Consider the following 16,445-nt stretch of genomic DNA (forward strand, 5'->3'; position numbering starts at 1 on the left):
AAATATGCAGATCTAAAAAAGTCACTCCTCATACTCTGCATTTAGTAGTTTATTTTCTACCTTTCCACTACTTCACGCAGTAATTGCGCTAATTTATCAGCACTGTCGGGAATTGCGATCGCTTTTGCTTTCTCTCCCATCTTGGCTAGTTCGCTAGGTGAGTGCAATAATTCTAAAACCTGATTCTGCAATATCTCAGCAGTTAACTCTGACTGCGGGAATGCTAAGGCTGCACCTACTTTGGTAAATACCTTGGCATTGTAGGTTTGATGGTCTTCGGCTGCAAAGGGGTAAGGAATCAAAATCGCTGGCGTACCACACACCGCCAATTCTGTTAAGCTACCTGCACCAGAACGACTTATGGCTAAATTTGCCCGTCGCAACAACGCCGCCATATTATCGTAAAACGGCAAGGCGATATATTGGGGATGCTGGAGACTATCTGCTTCGGGATCTTTATCTCCTGTTAAATGCACTACATAAGCGCCAGCTGCAAACCAAGCGGGTGCAGATTGACGGACTAACTGATTAATTGCGACTGCGCCTTGACTACCACCAAAGACAACAATTAAGGGAACACCATCAGGAATGGGTAAATCTAGTGATACATTGATTCCTGAATCGAGGAATTGCGATCGCACTGGAGTCCCAACATAAACATTTTTAGCACGGGGCAAATACTGGGCAGCTACATCAAAACCTACAGCCATAGCATCACACCAAGGGCCGAAAAAGCGTGTTACCTTACCAGGTAAAGCGTTAGATTCGTGGAAAACTACAGGTATTCCTAGAGAACGCGCCGCAATCACGGCGGGGCCTGCTATATAACCTCCCGTGGTAAACAATCCCTGAAATTTACCTTGTTTGAGGATGCGTCTCACATCCAGAATGGAACCAATGAGTTTACCTAAAATGCGAAGAGACGAAATGCTAAAACCTTGCTGAAACCCTTCAACTGCAATAGTATGCAAAGGATAATGTCTGGGTACAAGCTGAGTTTCTAAACGATTGGGGACACCCAACCATTCAATTTCATATTCTGGAAGTTTTTGGGCCAGTGCGATCGCGGGAAACAAATGTCCACCAGTCCCACTGGCTGCTATTAATAACCTAATCGGTGCTTCTTCTACCATCAAAACCCTACCGTTTAGCGCTTAGTTTAACTAAGATAAAACAATTTCCTCACCTTCTCTAGTGAAATCAGTAAATTCTTGCCAATGACTAAGATTATTACTTTATTACTGAAACGCCGTTGCAAATTCCCTACCAGCATCGGGCTAATTTTATCTTTAGTGACCCTGGGGATCGTCAGTACTTGGCAATGTACTCAAGCTAGTACACCAAGAAACTCACAACTTTCTAGGAAATCAACATCTGAGCGTGTAGCTGCTAGAAAATACGCACAAAACGCACCTTCCGAAGTAACAAATTTGTTGACACAAATTGATACAGCTGCTACCCAAGGTGATATTAAAAAGGTCATCGAATTCTACAGCCCTAATTTTACTCATGGCGATGGTTTAAATCGCCAAACTCTAGAAAAAGCCTTAGTTGACCTCTGGAAACGATATCCCAAATTAAGATACAGTACCCAGCTGCAATCTTGGCAATCACAAGGCAATGGTATTGTGGCTGAAACCGTCACTAATATAACTGGTTTACCTTCGGCTAACAGTAATAATTTAAGTTTCAACGCCACAATTAGATCGCGTCAGCGAATCGCAGGTGCAAAAATCATCCGTCAAGATATTTTGTCGGAACGTACCCTGCTAACTTCAGGTAGCAAGCCACCTCAAGTTGATGTTAAGTTACCACAACAAGTCCAAGTTGGACAGCAATATAATTTTGATGCGATCGTTCAAGAACCCTTAGGCGATGAATTCCTTTTAGGTACAGCTATAGAAGAACCTATTAAAGCAGAAAAATATCTCAACCCCACACCCGTAGATTTAGAATTACTCACATCTGGCGGACTTTTTAAAGTCGGACGCGCACCCTCAACCCCTGGTAGCCAATGGCTTTCTGCTGTCATCCTCCGCGGAGATGGAATGACGATGGTGACACAGCGGTTACAAGTTGTGAAAAAGTAAATGGGCATGGGGCATGGGGCATTGGGCATTGATAATGGGTAATGGGTAATGGGTAATAATAATTTCCCTTTTTTTCCTTTTCCCCAATCCCCAGTCCCTAATCCCCAGTCCCCAGTCCCCAGTCCCTAGTCCCCAGTCCCCATTACCCCTTATCCCCAGAGGGGGCCCCGAGTTCCCCAATCCCCCATTAGTCAATTGTTCCGAATTATTGGACAATTAACACTGGACTCTTGACTCTTGACTAACAATGATTTCCCTGCAAAATCAAATTATTCTGATCACTGGCGCAAGTAGTGGGATTGGTACTGCTTGTGCCAAAGTTTTTGCTGGTGCGGGTGCAAGGTTGATTTTAGCGGCACGAAGGCTGGAACGGTTACAGGAGTTAGCTGCTAACCTCCGTGAAGAATTTGGTACTGAAACTCATTTGTTACAACTAGATGTGCGCGATCGCCTGGCGGTGGAATCTGCTATTTCTATTCTCCCGGCTGCTTGGTCTGAGATTGATATCCTGATAAATAATGCGGGACTGAGTCGCGGTTTAGACAAGTTGCATGAAGGCAGCTTTACAGATTGGGAAGAAATGATTGATACCAATATCAAGGGCTTACTTTACCTTACCCGTTATGTTGTGCCGGGGATGGTAAAACGCGATCGCGGTCATGTGGTAAATATAGGTTCGATAGCTGGGCATCAAACCTACCCCAATGGCAATGTTTATTGTGGAACGAAAGCGGCTGTCAGAGCAATTTCCGAAGGTTTAAAACAAGATTTGTTAGGTACTCCTGTGCGGGTGACTTCTGTCGATCCCGGGATGGTAGAAACAGAATTTAGCGATGTGCGGTTTCATGGCGATAGCGATCGCGCCAAAAAGGTGTATCAGGGAGTTCAACCCCTAACTCCAGAAGATGTGGCTGATGTAGTATTTTTCTGCACTACGCGATCGCCTCATGTGAATATCAATGAAGTGGTACTCATGCCTGTTGATCAAGCTAGTGCCACCTTGGTTAATCGCCGCAGTTAAAATAAAGACATCAGCACAAAGTTGAGCTTTGTCAAGCTATGCAGAACATTGCCAATACTGAAGAAGTACTTGTACTAGAGGATGGACAAGCCGCACCCACTGGTACAAGTACTCCACCACGCCAACCTATGTGGGATGACACTTTTAAATACATTGCTAATCCTGATCGCTTCTGTCGTCAGAATTTAGCAGAGTACGGCCCCATATTTACCACCAGTGTTTTTGGTCGCACTACTATCATGGTGGGCAAATCCTCAGCTATTCAAATGGCATTTAATGGGGATTTAAAATATACAGAAATTGCCTTGCCAGCTACCACAATGGATATGTTTGGCGAGTATAGTCTGTTTCAGCGTCCAGATTTACATCGTCAGCGGAAAAATGCCCTAGCTCCCGGTTTGACTGGTCGTGTACTTGATGGTTACACACCCCAGATTAATGAAATAATTGTGCGTGGTTTGCAGAATTGGGTCGCGCCTGGTCAAATCGCAATTTATCCCACAGTAGAGAAAATTTGTTTTGATGTCCTGACACCTCTACTATTAGGAATCACTTTAGAAGATTCCGACCCTGGCACATTCCAAGGATTACCCATCACCTCTAAAGCAGAGTTAAGAGCTTTGTACAAAACCTATTTTGATGGCTTCTATGGTTTATCTCGCTGGAAGTCTCCCTTCACAAAATACGGTAGAGGACTAGCAGCGCGTACCAAACTCATAGAATTTATGCGTGCTGTGGTGCGCCGACGGCGAGATCAAGAAAAAGTGAAGAACCCCACGACTGACTTCCTCGCGATGATGCTAGCCAGTCAGCAAGAAAATCCTGATGGGGTATTCAGTGATGAGTTAATTGAAAATCAATGTCTATTAGAGCTATGGGCTTCGTTGTACCAAATTTCTGCTTTGGTATCTTCGCTGATGTACCAAATTGCTCGCCATCCGCAGGTGCTTGCAAAGCTGCAACAAGAGCAAGCTAGTCTTGGGGGTGGAAATAGACAGATCAATAGGTTCTCTTCTGAACATTTAAAGCAGATGGTATTTTTAGAAGCGACAATTAAAGAATCCTTACGGACTCTACCTCCCAGTTCTACTGCCAGCCGCCTACTCACCAAATCTGTAGTCATCGATGGAATTTTGTATAATAAAGGTTGCGTGATTATGGCAGAACCACGGATTGCACATATCATGCCAGAATACTTTCATCAGCCTGATGTATTTGCTCCAGAGCGTTTTCTGTCAGAAAGGGGCGAGGGCAAGATGTATGAATTTATTCCCTTTGGTGGTGGCGTTCATGCTTGCTTGGGCGCACAAATGGCGATCGCAATTACTAAAGTTTTTGTGTCTCATGTGCTACGGATGTTTACCTGGGAATCCACAGACGAAGCTCAGTTTGTGGAGTTTCCTCTGAAAAAACTGAAAGATAATTACCAAATCCAGATTTCTCACCGAAATTAGGTACATTTGAATTTTTCAATCGCAGATGTCTTTGACCTGCGATTTTTTGATGCTCAATAGTTATAACTCATAATCATTTTTTGAGTATTTCTCATGTTATTTTTTCAATTGTTATTAATTTTGGAAATCTATCTAATGATAGATGCAAAAATAACAATGTATTTATTATCTATCATAAGGATGATCTACCAGTTTGCAATCTATTAAAATAAATCGATTGAGGCTAAGATGGTGACATAGAAGCTTAAAAGCTTCAAAGCGCTGGTTTTTAGCGTTTTCAAATGCAAGGTAAAAATTGACAAATATCATTAGTAAAAATTCAGAGCAATTCTCAAATCTATGGGAATTAGATTTAATTTGTGAAAAATATCAGTGTAGCGTGCGTTAGTTGCAAGCCATAACACACGAGAATTGTTGTCGCAATGAAAAAATTCCACAACTAAACATAAAAATATCTCTTCCCCTGTGCCTTTTTCCCAATTTTCAAGCCATGAGGAAGAATTTTGATATTTATTCCCTAGTTATCTAAGCTATTCTGCTTTTAAGTTGCACAATCAATCGTGAAGGCTGTCAACAGTTAACAACCCTTTTTAGTAGTTACGCAATTTAAACACACATTAACTTACCTCATGTAGTTGCAACCTGCAGGTTCAATATTTTGTCTGTGATTTTCGTAACAAAAAAAATTAATATGGGCTTTTTACATCTGCTTGTAATCTATTGATCAGAAAGGTATTCATAGACAGATAAATTTATGTTTTCATGGCGATCAGGGATATTTTTGTGAATACATAAACTAAAAATTCAAGAAGTCAGAGCTAGACTCAATCGAGATCAACCCTTAAAAATTCCATCTGAAAAATATTGCCAAATCACAAATTTTCTCTACCCATTGTCATGGTGACTTTTGGCGATCGCGGATATCAAACTATTGAGTACAATATGCAAAATGACCATCTCTTCGCATTACCGGCTCTTGCACAGGTTATCGATCCCCATCCTTTAACCGTTACACCTGATACTACTGTGATGGATGCGATCGCTTTTATGAGTCAGGCGCGAGGTAGGAGTTGTAGTTTAGATGATGCAAAGTCCACATCTACACTGAGTTCTTCCAGTTCGGGAATCAATAGCTATGTGTTGGTGACAGAAGCAGCAAATATAAAAGGTATATTTACTGAGCGAGACGTAGTTAGGCTCATTGCGATGGGGGTAAACTTAGCAAACATTAAAGTTGGCGAAGTGATGACACAACAAGCCATCACCCTGCAATACAGCGATGCTTACAATGCGGCAATTCCCCTATCTCTGATGCGTCAGCATCAAATTCGCCATCTTCCAATTGTGGATGAGCAGGAAAAATTAATGGGGATTGTGACTCACAACAGCCTGCGTCAAGCTCTCCAACCTGCTAATTTGCTGAAATTGCGCCTAGTCAAGGAAGTAATGCTGACTCAGGTAATTCATGCGCCTCATACCGCCTCTGTACTGGATTTAGCTCAATTGATGAGCCAGCATCGGGTTAGCTGTATCGTCATTGTCGAACCTCAAGCAGCAGGCGACTCGGAATTACTTTACCCCAAAGGCATCGTGAGCGAGCGAGATATTGTGCAATTTCGGGCATTAAATCTGGATTTAGCCCATACCCAAGCTTTAACAGTCATGAGTACGCCTCTATTTACTGTCAAGCCAGAGGATTCAATGTGGGCTGCTTATCAACAGATGCAGCAGCGCTATATCCGCAGATTAGTAGTAACTGGCGATCGCGGCGAACTGTTGGGAATTGTCACTCAAAGCAGTTTTCTCAATGCAGTCGATCCCTTAGAAGTGTCGAGTGTGATTGTCACATTACAACAGCAGATTGCCGAAAAAAGAAGTGAACTGGGCTATGTCAATCAGCAATTGCACCAGCAAATACTAGAACGTCAGCAGTTGGAAGTAGAACTGCAACAGAGTAACGAGCGTTTAAAACTAGCGTTAGAGGCGGCTCAAGCTGGTTCTTGGGATTGGGATATGGTGAAGAATGAGACTATTTGGACACCTTACCATGAGATTATCTTTGGCTATCAACCAGGAACCCCAAAACGCAGTTACCAAGATTGGGCGAATCGAGTTCACCCTGAAGATTTGCTACAAGTTCAGGCTTGTATGCAAAAAGCGATCGCCAATCGACAAAGTTATATATGTGAATATCGGATAATTCTCCCGGATAATCAGATTCGCTGGGTGAATGCTCGTGGGAGTTTTTATTACAATCAGCATGGGCAAGCGATACGCCTGGTAGGGGTAGTAGATGACATCACCGAGCGTAAATTAGCAGAATCAGCCCTCCGTCAAGCCCGTGAGGAATTAGAAGTCCGTGTAGCACAGCGAACTGCTGAACTAAATCAGGAAAAACAAGCATTTCGAGCGCTAGCAGACAATGCACCCGATATTATTGTCAGATTTGATTCTCATTTCCGCCATATTTACGTCAATCGAGCCATTGAAGCTGAAACAGGCTTACCTGCTCATGAGTTTATCGGTAAAACCAACGAAGAGTTAGGAATGCCAGCAGATCAATTAATTGTATGGAACGCAACTCTCACACAAGTATTTACCACAGGTCAGCCAGCAGAAATAGAATTTGAATTTCCCAGTCACAATGGTGTGAAATATTACCAAAGCCGCTGTGTCCCAGAATTTGACCAAAATGGCACTGTTGCATCAGTACTCACAATCACGCGCAATATTACCAAGTATAAGCAAGCAGAACTTGCCTTGCGCCAAAGTGAAGCCAAATATCGCTGCATCGTGGAAACTGCCATAGAAGGTGTATGGGCTGTAGATGCTGAGGGGAAAACAACTTTAGTTAATCAACAAATGGCCTCGATGTTGGGCTATACCATCGAGGAAATGCAGGGAAAGTCGCTATTTGAATTTATGGACGAGCAAGGACAAGCGATCGCCTTACAATATTGGCAACGTCGGCAACCAGGCATTAGAGAACGGCACGACTTTAAATTTTGCGATCGCAATGGTTGTAATGTCTGGGCGATTGTCTCAGGAACTCCCATCTTTGATGAAAATGGTGAATATATCGGTGGTTTAGGCATGATTACCGATATTACAGAGCGCAAACAAGCAGAAGAGAAAATGCGCGAACAAGCAGCTTTAATTGATATTGCTACAGATGCGATTTTTGTCACCAATCTGCACAACAAAATCTTATTTTGGAGCTTAGGATCTGAGCGCTTATATGGCTTTACTACCGCCGAAGCTATAGAGAAGACAGCCCAAAAGTTATTTAACGATGATGCATCTCAACTCGCAACTGCAATGAACACTACTTTAGAGAAAGGCTGCTGGCGGGGAGAATTGGAGCAACTTACCAAAGCAGGTACAAAAATTATCGTTGAGAGTCGTTGGACTCTGGTGCAGGAAGAATCAGGACAGCCAAAATCAATCCTGATTGTCAACACTGATATTACAGAAAAGAAGAGTTTAGAAAAGCAATTTTTACGCGCCCAACGTTTGGAAAGCTTGGGAACTTTAGCTAGCGGTATTGCCCATGATCTCAACAATATCTTTACACCTATTTTGGCAATTTCTCAACTTTTACCATTAAGAATCCAAGTAGTTGATAGCAAAACCCAAGAATTAGTGGAAGTATTGACCAAAAGTGCTAAACGTGGCAGCGACTTAGTTAAACAAATACTCATGTTTTCCAGAGAAACAGAAGGCAAACCCATCTGTTTACAAATTGGACATTTGCTTTTTGAAGTAGCAAAAGTTATTACACAGACATTTCCTAAATCTATTGAAATTACCACCAACATCCCTGTGATAACCCTATGGATGGTGAAAGGCTATCCCACCCAAATACATCAGATTTTGATGAATCTCTGTGTCAATGCACGTGATGCTATGCCCGATGGTGGAACTCTTGATCTATCTGCTGAAAATCAGTTTATTGATGAAATTTATACCCGAATGGATCTGAATGCTCAGGTGGGAAATTATGTCGTGATTACCATTTCAGATACAGGTACAGGCATTCCCCCAGAATTAATGGATCGGATTTTTGACCCTTTTTTTACCACCAAAGAACCTGGTAAAGGCACAGGATTAGGGCTTTCTACCGTCATGAGTATTGTCAAAAATAGTGGTGGTTTTGTACAAGTATTCAGCCAGGAAAGTAAAGGTACAAAATTTAAAGTTTACTTACCAGCTATAGAAGAAACGAGAGATGAGCAAGTATCAGCGGCGACAATACCAACAGGAAACCAAGAACTAGTGATGATTGTCGATGATGAGGTCATGGTACAATTAGCCACCAAAACATCTCTAGAACAAGCTAATTATAGAACCTTGATTGCTAACGATGGTATTGAGGCGATCGCGATTTACGCCCAGCATCAGCAGGAAATTAATGTAGTGTTGATCGATATCATGATGCCGAGTTTAGATGGATTGACAGCTATCCATACCCTCAAGCAATTAAATCCTCAACTCAAAATCATCGTTACTAGTGGGTTACCTACTCACAGTCGGAAAGCCTTAGCAGCTGGTGCGCGAGAGTTTTTAGCCAAACCCTACACCGCCGCAGATTTATTAACTACTTTATCTCAGCTAATAAATATTGATTAAAATTATCGAGAGGAAACCATGAGTACTAATCAAAAAATTGCCGTCATCACAGGTGGAAATCGCGGTTTAGGATTGGAAGTCTCCCGCGAATTAGCTAAACAAGGATATCAAGTAATTCTCACTAGCCGCAATCAAGAAAAAGGTAATACTGCAGCTACAAAATTAACAAATGAGGGATTAGATGTAATTTATCATCCGCTAGATATTACTAGCAATGAAAGCGCCCATCAATTAGGGGAATTTATAAATAAAGAATTTGGAAAAGTTGATGCCTTGGTAAATAATGCCGGCATCTATATTGATTCCGAAGCTAGTGGCAATAATTTGAGTATTTTTCACACCAAAATTGACACAATACAACAAACAATCGACACAAATATTTACGGTGCGATCCGAGTTACCCAAGCTTTACTTCCGTTAATGAAGAACCAGAATTACGGCAGAATTGTCAATGTTTCTTCCGGAATGGGACAACTCAGTAGCATGGGGGGAGGCTCTCCAGCATACCGTATTTCTAAAACCGCATTGAATGCCGTTACGCGAATTTTTGCTAGCGAATTACAAGGAACAAATATTTTAGTAAATTCAGTCTGTCCAGGTTGGGTGAAAACTGATATGGGTGGTGTGAATGCACCCAGAACCCTAGAGCAAGGCGCAGATACAATTGTCTGGCTAGCCACGCTTCCTGATCATAGCCCTACAGGTGGATTCTTCCGCGATCGCCAACCAATAGACTGGTAAGCTAAAACCCATCTCCATTGCCATAATCATTTCATAGGCTGTTGACGCTCAACAGTCAACAGTCATCTGTGAAAAGATTAAAATCAATGTGCTGGGCTATCTCAGCTATATTGAGATATCTGGAGTTTTTTATCCTGTGCTTACCGAATTACCAACGATCAACGCTCTCAAACAACCTACTAGTTCAGCTTGGGTAGAACAAGCGATCGCTAACTTAGATATTATCTTGCTCGACCATTCCCACTGCGAACGCAAAGCTGCGGGAGTGGCGTTAAATTTTATGTTTCGCTACCCTTCCAATGCGAAAATGGTCAGAGAATTAACTGCGATCGCTCGTGAAGAACTAGAACACTTTGAACTTGTCAACCAGTGGCTAGAACGCCGCAATATTCCCCTTGCACCCTTACCCCCACCTCCCTACGGCGCAGGTTTAAAAGCGCAAGTTCGTCCCCAAGAACCCGATAGATTTTTAGATTCTCTACTCGTCACCGGATTAATTGAAGCACGCAGTCACGAACGTTTAGGATTATTAGCTACCCACTGTCCTGAGCCAGAGTTAGCAAAATTTTACCGTGGTTTGATGGCATCAGAAGCCCGTCACTTCGGTACTTACTGGGTTTTAGCAGATACTTATTTTGAGCGAGCAATTGTCAGGCAACGGCTCGATGAACTAGCATTTGTTGAAAGTGAATTGCTAGCAAATTTACACCCAGAACCTAGAATTCATAGTTAATCCATTGACGTGCATCAATTATGAAACTTCAGTTAACACATCTCAGACTGCTCGTTTCCAATTACAAAGACACTTTTTTGTTTTACCGGGATTTATTGGGTTTGAATTTGGATTGGGGTGATGAAGAAAGCGGATATGCTGAATTTAGTACCGGATCTATTCAACTAGCTATATTTAAAAAAGAGTTAATGGCTCAAGTCATCCCTAGTATGGATCAGCCTTCATCCTTTGCTAGCCAGGATAAAACATCCTTAATTTTTGCGGTTGATAACGTCGATGAAGTGTATCAAAAACTCAAAGAGCATAATGGCATCTTAATGGCTCCACCTACAGACCGTCCAGAATGGGGAATCCGCACAGCTCATTTTCGCGATCCTGATGGTAATTTAATTGAAATTTACACCAACCTGGGTATTGTCATTTAAAAATTTCCCGCCAGCTACTAACCAGTGTCTGAACCACAGCAAAACCCGACTCAGATTATCTGCATATCATCAATTTATAGCTAAGAAATTGATTATTAGTTTTTCAGATTTTCATGCTTTTAAATCTGAAACACTTTACTAATTTTGGAGGAATTTGATACAGACATTTTCATGACTACATCAACTATTTGAAAACTATATAGCGCTCCTATTTCAGTTGTGAAAAATATCGGTTTTGGCTGTTGACTGTTGACAGTCAGCAGTCAACAGTCAACAGTTAACAACCCTGCAGATCAGATTTCACAAATCATTTAGGATTGCTATAGTTAGATATTTCTCTATGAGAAAGCTTTTATAGAGTCTATGATCATAGAGTGAAATTACCAAAGAAATACGGCAAGCTACACCCTCACGCATGGCAAACGCAGTGGCTTTTAAGATAGACAATGCCGAACTTAGACGCGTTTTAATTCAAGCTATAGGCTACGATCGTATATGTGAGCAATTACAGGCGCAAGCACTAAATTCTTGGCAGGAATAAACCTGACTTCGCATTGATGCTGATGTTGATGTCGAACCGATGCATTGATTAAAAATGACTTGCCCTAGCACTAGCAAAATTTATACATTAAGAGTACCGCCTGAGATCAACTCTGCCAGAGTAGCTATAGGTTGGGTAAATTGGGATATAGATCCAGAAAAATTTTCTGTGCAAACTTGACTCTCTTTTTGCTCCCGTTCAAAATTATAATTATTGAAAATTTTACGATGAGAGATTATTACCGAGACTTTTTGATTCGTAACTGGGAGCAGAGCGATCGCACAAGCACTGCCGCAGTCATCAGTTATGTATTATCAGAATACGGTTTGGGCTGGGAACCAAACGGTGCTGACCGAGATGTGGTAAAAGTCGAAGAATGCTACTTAGCCGCAGGCGGTGAGTTTTGGGTAATTGAACACCAAGGTCACCTCGTAGGAACAGGGGCATATTACCCCGTAAATCGGGGTGAAAAAGCCGTAGAAATCAGGAAAATGTATCTTTTACCCAGTATTAGAGGTATAGGGCTAGGGAAATATTTATTACAACAACTAGAAGCTGCGATCTCCGCCCGTGGTTTTCAGGAAATTTGGATTGAAACCGCCAGTGTTTTAGTAGAAGCCGTCAAACTCTATGAAAGCAACGGCTATCAACCCGCAACCGGAGTAGAAACCCCAAGGTGCGATCGCGTTTATGTGAAATATCTCAATCAGCCATTACTAGGGGACTGGGAACTGGGGATTAAGTGACGGGATGAGGGAGGCTAGCTATTTATTTACTAGCGGTAACATCTGTAAAACTGTAATTCTCAAATCAGGAAACTCTAAGGGCGAAATAGTCTCATCTTCTGACAAAATCTGTTCGCTTTGGTAGCCATCGTCTGTTGGTTCCCGAAAAATGTGTAATTGGCGATTAACCACATCTAACACCCAATAATCACGAATTCCCGCTTTTGAATAGGATTTACCTTTAATTTCACAGTCTAGTTTCAGGCTGCTATCTGCCACTTCAATAATTAAGTAAATCTCAGATGGAGTAGGATGATGATCTGCATAGTCCAATGGATCTATTTTGACGACCGCAATATCTGGTTCAGGCTCAGACTTTTCATTTAACTTTACTGGGTCTTGAATAGCTACCCAAGCCCGATTTCCTAACCAATTTTTCAGCAAATAATCTGTTCTCCCCACAGCCGAACGATGGGCTGTTCCTTTGGCACTCATCCAGATAATCTTTCCTTCTAGGAGTTCCACACGTTCATCTACACCAAAAATCCCAGCCTCAGCCATCCGGTGGTATTCCTCAACTGTCCACAGGCGAAGCGGTAACGTCGTTTCTGTGTTTTGCATAGTTTGTTGAGCAAATTTGAGAATTGGGAGATTTTAGTATCGTAACTTGAAAAAGGAAATGGTAATGGGTAATGGGTAATTGGGGACAAACCCCCAACACCAAAGTTAATTTGTGCCAGATTAATGTCAGTTAAATTCTGATATTGAAAGGACAAGCTAGCTGTGATTTATGCTAGAAGCGCATTGAAAGGCTTACTCAGCCTTTTTCTCCAATCCCATTGCCCATTGTGTCAACGCAGTACATCTCGTCAAGTGTGTGAATACTGTGAAAGACAATTGCAGCAATGTCGCCTAGAAGACCCTAATAAGTTCTGGCAACAACCTATACCCGTATTTAGCTGGGGAATTTATGGTGGTTCACTCAAAAGAGCGATCGCTGTGATGAAATATGAAAATCAACCACAAATTTCTCAGCCGTTGGGTCAATGGCTAGGTGAGACATGGTTATTAAATTCACCAATACGTCATCAAAAGCTGACTGTTGTTCCCATCCCACTCCACCCCAGCAAACAAAAAAAGCGAGGCTATAACCAAGCAGCACTCATAGCACAAAGCTTTTGCCAAACAACTGGGTTAAAATTCAAACTAAATGGTCTAGAAAGAGTTAGAGAAACTAAAGCACAATTTGGTTTATCGGTATCTGAGCGAGAACAAAACTTAGCAGCAGCTTTTGCTGTTGGTAAGGAACTTCGCCGCAGTCCTCCAACTTTCCCAGTGTTGTTAGTAGACGATATCTACACTACAGGTGCTACCGCCGCTGCAGCGGTACAAACACTTAGCCAGTGTGGAATCACGGTTTCAGGGTTAGTAGCACTTGCTACTGCTATAAAAAATCCATAACTTAACAACTCATGGAAAAGTAATTCAACTAAACTCTATATTTGACCAAATCACCCTATTGTTTGGGAATTTTGCTTTCAATGAAAAGTCAAGGCTTTGCAGTAAGTTTGCCACGATTAATTATCTTTCCTGCCACCTTATTGGCAATGAGCATCTGTACAACTGCCGCTTTTGCTCAAAATAAGTTATATAGTCCAATTCCTTTAACTACAACTAGTTCTGAATTTTCCGATACACTTTCAGATAAAGATATTCCCACAGGTCAGGGCGGATACGCTCGTGATTACTCTGTGAAGTTAACTAAAGGTGATAATTTAGCCGTTGATCTATCATCCGATAACTTTGACAGCATTATTACCCTGCTTTCACCTAATGGTACTACCCTAGCAGAAAATGATGATGGCCCTGATGGCACCAGTAATTCCCTATTATTTACTCGTATTGCAGAGACAGGAAATTATATAATTCGCGTTCGCTCTTTCGGGGAAACTGGTGTTGGTAACTTTAAACTCAAGGTGACGAAGTTGCAGCCAATTAAATAAATGGGCATGGGGCATGGGGCATTGGGCATTGGCATTGATAATGGGTAATGGGTAATTGGTATTGTCTACCTCATCCCCCTCGTCCCCAATCCCCATTACCCCTTATCCCCAGAGGGGGCCCCTCCCCAATCCCCAATCCCCAGTCCCCAGTCCCTCATTAAAAAACCGTCAGCGCACAGAGAAACAGGGCTTCAGTCCATTCCACGACTGCGCCGTAGGTATCGCCTGTGTGTCCGCCTAATTTGTGGTTAAACCAAGCACCGGTTATAGTGGCGATCGCACCCCCGGCGATTACCATTGCTATTGCTAAAATTTTCTGCTGGCTATCTATTAAAAAAAGTAAACCACTTAAAGCCATCAGTAACAAAAGCCCTGGTAATACGTCTTGATAAGATTGAATGGCTTGTTTGTGAATTGCGCCTTTACCAGTAGGTTTGAGGTAAGGATAACAAGCGATCGCTAGCTGTTGTCCCCAGCGTCCCCAACCACAAGTTGCCATCAATATCAGCCAACGATGGGTTTCTACCTCTGTTAACGCTGTTGTTTTTAGCAGTAATATGGCGATCGCTGCCATTGCTCCAAATGCACCTGTAGCGCTATCTGCCATCACTTCTAGTCGTCTTTTTGGGTCGCCTACCGCCAATCCGTCAGCAGTATCCATTGCCCCATCTAAATGCAATCCTCCAGTAATGCCAATCCCTAAGCTAATTACTAAAGCACTACGAGTTAATATTGGTATACCCAGATAACTCATTCCTGTATCACATAACCCTAAAATTCCCCCAATCAACACCCCTACTAGCAAAGCAAAACGTGCTACTTTATCGAATTCCAATCCATTCACATATGGTAATGGAATAGTAGTATAAAATATCACGCTAGATAGTAGATTTAGCAACAGCTTTTTCCACCACGGAGGCTGATTTGTCATATAATTTACTTTCTTGAAAAGCTATTTGTGGAATACCGCTTTCTATTACTGCACAGCCTGTAGAAAAACAGATTAAAGCTTTCTATAAGTTTTCTTTGATCTAGCGATTCATCCACAAAATTTTGTTATGCTAGTTTCAGTAACAACCACTAATTATTAGTAGTTTTATATACTGAAAATAAAATTATTAGGCAATATTTCCTCAGACACACTTTTGTCTTGTATCCTTGAACTAATAACTTCATCAAGGTTATTAGACGATTGCCGAAGAAAGTTGATATTTTTTTAAATGTAGGGGTATACAGGGAGCTTATTAACTTAAACTATTGTGCTTCTGTTGCACCTCACCTTCGCTCATTCCCTATTTTTTTATGAGTCATCATCTACCCGACACAAGAATACCAGCTCCGTGCATTATTAACACGGGAATTATTGTAAATAAGCTCGACATCAAGCGATTGTTGGCTGATTTAGGTCGAGTCCACTACATCTACACCCACGAAGGTCAATTACAGAGCGAGGGTGATGGCGATGTAATGGAAGTATTTGCCAATCCTCAAAGGTCTACTTTAGTCGCAAACCAAGCGCTTTATTTGAATGTTTATAGTTTTGATTATTTAGAACTAAAACAATCCCCGCAACAAGAAACCTACTTTGATTTAATCCAAGAAGGTATGTGTTTGCGGTTAATTCCCCTTTCTACACCTCTACAAGAGCGTAGAGAGAGAAGCTTGAATGTCAGCGCCATCGAAGCCATGATGGATCAAGTACTCTCAGCCAGATGGGATGCAGAAATTGATGACGATACTTCTGATTCGTTTTAATTAGCCCTAAATGAGAAAGGGTACTTAAGCTAGGACTAGATACTAGTATTTTTGATTCAGCACTCAGGATTCAGCAATTTTTCTCGCTATTGCTCATAAAATTGCATATCTAGCACCCAAGAAAAAGGGGCTAATACTGCAGGAAAGTAGAAAGATTTATATATCATCAAGGCTTGTGCCTGTTGGAAATGCTAGCTTGATTTCCACCACACTGTACTAAGCGCGATTAGCTAATACAGCCGATTAAAAATTTTCTCCCAGAGGCTACGCCAACTCTTGGTACAAATGATTTTTGGAGCATAACAATTGTTGTGCCTCCGTTGTGTAC

Annotated in this window: 15 protein-coding genes; 12 read left to right on the forward strand and 3 right to left on the reverse strand. The window is 41.8% G+C overall.

Translation table 11 applies throughout. From position 1 onward, the window contains the following. Positions 1–56 precede the first annotated feature (56 nt). The gene (gene murG, locus HG267_RS06065) at positions 57–1,133 is read right to left on the reverse strand and encodes an undecaprenyldiphospho-muramoylpentapeptide beta-N-acetylglucosaminyltransferase (RefSeq protein ID WP_045871612.1); all 1,077 of its coding nucleotides are present in this window, start codon (positions 1,131–1,133) and stop codon (positions 57–59) included. A gap of 84 nt (positions 1,134–1,217) precedes the next feature. On the opposite strand from murG, the gene HG267_RS06070 reads away from it, so the two are divergent. From HG267_RS06070 to HG267_RS06110, 9 genes are all read left to right on the forward strand, one after another. Next, positions 1,218–2,090: a hypothetical protein gene (locus tag HG267_RS06070; RefSeq protein WP_045871613.1), complete on the forward strand. Its 873-nt coding sequence runs from the start codon at positions 1,218–1,220 to the stop codon at positions 2,088–2,090. A gap of 247 nt (positions 2,091–2,337) precedes the next feature. Further along, a complete protein-coding gene (locus HG267_RS06075; RefSeq protein ID WP_045871614.1) occupies positions 2,338–3,111 on the forward strand; it encodes an SDR family oxidoreductase in 774 nt (257 codons plus the stop codon). 38 nt (positions 3,112–3,149) lie between these two features. Then, positions 3,150–4,565: a cytochrome P450 gene (locus HG267_RS06080; protein ID WP_045871615.1), complete on the forward strand. Its 1,416-nt coding sequence runs from the start codon at positions 3,150–3,152 to the stop codon at positions 4,563–4,565. Positions 4,566–5,429: 864 nt separating this feature from the next. Further along, complete coding sequence (locus tag HG267_RS06085) at positions 5,430–9,194, forward strand: PAS domain S-box protein (protein WP_155539378.1); 3,765 nt, start codon at positions 5,430–5,432, stop codon at positions 9,192–9,194. 18 nt (positions 9,195–9,212) lie between these two features. After that, positions 9,213–9,935, forward strand: a complete 723-nt coding sequence (locus tag HG267_RS06090; RefSeq protein WP_045871616.1) for an SDR family oxidoreductase — start codon at positions 9,213–9,215, stop codon at positions 9,933–9,935. Between the two features lie 136 nt (positions 9,936–10,071). Further along, entirely contained in the window at positions 10,072–10,668 is a 597-nt protein-coding gene (locus HG267_RS06095) for a tRNA-(ms[2]io[6]A)-hydroxylase (RefSeq protein ID WP_045871781.1), read from the forward strand. A gap of 20 nt (positions 10,669–10,688) precedes the next feature. Continuing rightward, complete coding sequence (locus HG267_RS06100; protein WP_045871617.1) at positions 10,689–11,093, forward strand: VOC family protein; 405 nt, start codon at positions 10,689–10,691, stop codon at positions 11,091–11,093. 415 nt (positions 11,094–11,508) lie between these two features. Continuing rightward, on the forward strand, positions 11,509–11,634 hold the full coding sequence (locus HG267_RS06105) for a hypothetical protein (protein WP_255325248.1): 126 nt from the start codon (positions 11,509–11,511) through the stop codon (positions 11,632–11,634). Between the two features lie 227 nt (positions 11,635–11,861). Next, positions 11,862–12,380, forward strand: coding sequence for a GNAT family N-acetyltransferase (locus HG267_RS06110; RefSeq protein ID WP_045871618.1), 519 nt, complete (start codon positions 11,862–11,864; stop codon positions 12,378–12,380). A gap of 18 nt (positions 12,381–12,398) precedes the next feature. Here the strand turns inward: HG267_RS06110 and HG267_RS06115 are convergent, their stop codons facing one another. After that, entirely contained in the window at positions 12,399–12,980 is a 582-nt protein-coding gene (locus HG267_RS06115; RefSeq protein ID WP_045871619.1) for a Uma2 family endonuclease, read from the reverse strand. A gap of 162 nt (positions 12,981–13,142) precedes the next feature. On the opposite strand from HG267_RS06115, the gene HG267_RS06120 reads away from it, so the two are divergent. Together HG267_RS06120 and HG267_RS06125 are read left to right on the forward strand one after the other, a co-directional pair. Further along, positions 13,143–13,820: a ComF family protein gene (locus tag HG267_RS06120; protein ID WP_045871620.1), complete on the forward strand. Its 678-nt coding sequence runs from the start codon at positions 13,143–13,145 to the stop codon at positions 13,818–13,820. 80 nt (positions 13,821–13,900) lie between these two features. After that, positions 13,901–14,362, forward strand: coding sequence for a PPC domain-containing protein (locus tag HG267_RS06125; RefSeq protein WP_045871621.1), 462 nt, complete (start codon positions 13,901–13,903; stop codon positions 14,360–14,362). A 157-nt stretch (positions 14,363–14,519) separates the two neighbouring features. Here HG267_RS06125 and cobS read toward each other — a convergent pair whose 3' ends face one another. After that, positions 14,520–15,293: an adenosylcobinamide-GDP ribazoletransferase gene (gene cobS, locus HG267_RS06130; protein ID WP_045871622.1), complete on the reverse strand. Its 774-nt coding sequence runs from the start codon at positions 15,291–15,293 to the stop codon at positions 14,520–14,522. A 371-nt stretch (positions 15,294–15,664) separates the two neighbouring features. On the opposite strand from cobS, the gene HG267_RS06135 reads away from it, so the two are divergent. Then, complete coding sequence (locus HG267_RS06135) at positions 15,665–16,117, forward strand: hypothetical protein (protein ID WP_045871623.1); 453 nt, start codon at positions 15,665–15,667, stop codon at positions 16,115–16,117. Positions 16,118–16,445 lie beyond the last annotated feature (328 nt).

It is taken from the genome of Tolypothrix sp. PCC 7601, assembly GCF_025677855.1.
GTDB classification, from domain to species: domain Bacteria; phylum Cyanobacteriota; class Cyanobacteriia; order Cyanobacteriales; family Nostocaceae; genus Aulosira; species Aulosira diplosiphon.

Coding starts and splice junctions, on each gene's coding strand:
- murG (WP_045871612.1), bottom strand. CDS start 1,133: ATGGTAGAAGAAGCACCGATTAGGTTATTAATAGCAGCCAGTGGGACT.
- HG267_RS06070 (WP_045871613.1), top strand. CDS start 1,218: ATGACTAAGATTATTACTTTATTACTGAAACGCCGTTGCAAATTCCCT.
- HG267_RS06075 (WP_045871614.1), top strand. CDS start 2,338: ATGATTTCCCTGCAAAATCAAATTATTCTGATCACTGGCGCAAGTAGT.
- HG267_RS06080 (WP_045871615.1), top strand. CDS start 3,150: ATGCAGAACATTGCCAATACTGAAGAAGTACTTGTACTAGAGGATGGA.
- HG267_RS06090 (WP_045871616.1), top strand. CDS start 9,213: ATGAGTACTAATCAAAAAATTGCCGTCATCACAGGTGGAAATCGCGGT.
- HG267_RS06100 (WP_045871617.1), top strand. CDS start 10,689: ATGAAACTTCAGTTAACACATCTCAGACTGCTCGTTTCCAATTACAAA.
- HG267_RS06105 (WP_255325248.1), top strand. CDS start 11,509: ATGGCAAACGCAGTGGCTTTTAAGATAGACAATGCCGAACTTAGACGC.
- HG267_RS06110 (WP_045871618.1), top strand. CDS start 11,862: ATGAGAGATTATTACCGAGACTTTTTGATTCGTAACTGGGAGCAGAGC.
- HG267_RS06115 (WP_045871619.1), bottom strand. CDS start 12,980: ATGCAAAACACAGAAACGACGTTACCGCTTCGCCTGTGGACAGTTGAG.
- HG267_RS06125 (WP_045871621.1), top strand. CDS start 13,901: ATGAAAAGTCAAGGCTTTGCAGTAAGTTTGCCACGATTAATTATCTTT.
- cobS (WP_045871622.1), bottom strand. CDS start 15,293: ATGACAAATCAGCCTCCGTGGTGGAAAAAGCTGTTGCTAAATCTACTA.
- HG267_RS06135 (WP_045871623.1), top strand. CDS start 15,665: ATGAGTCATCATCTACCCGACACAAGAATACCAGCTCCGTGCATTATT.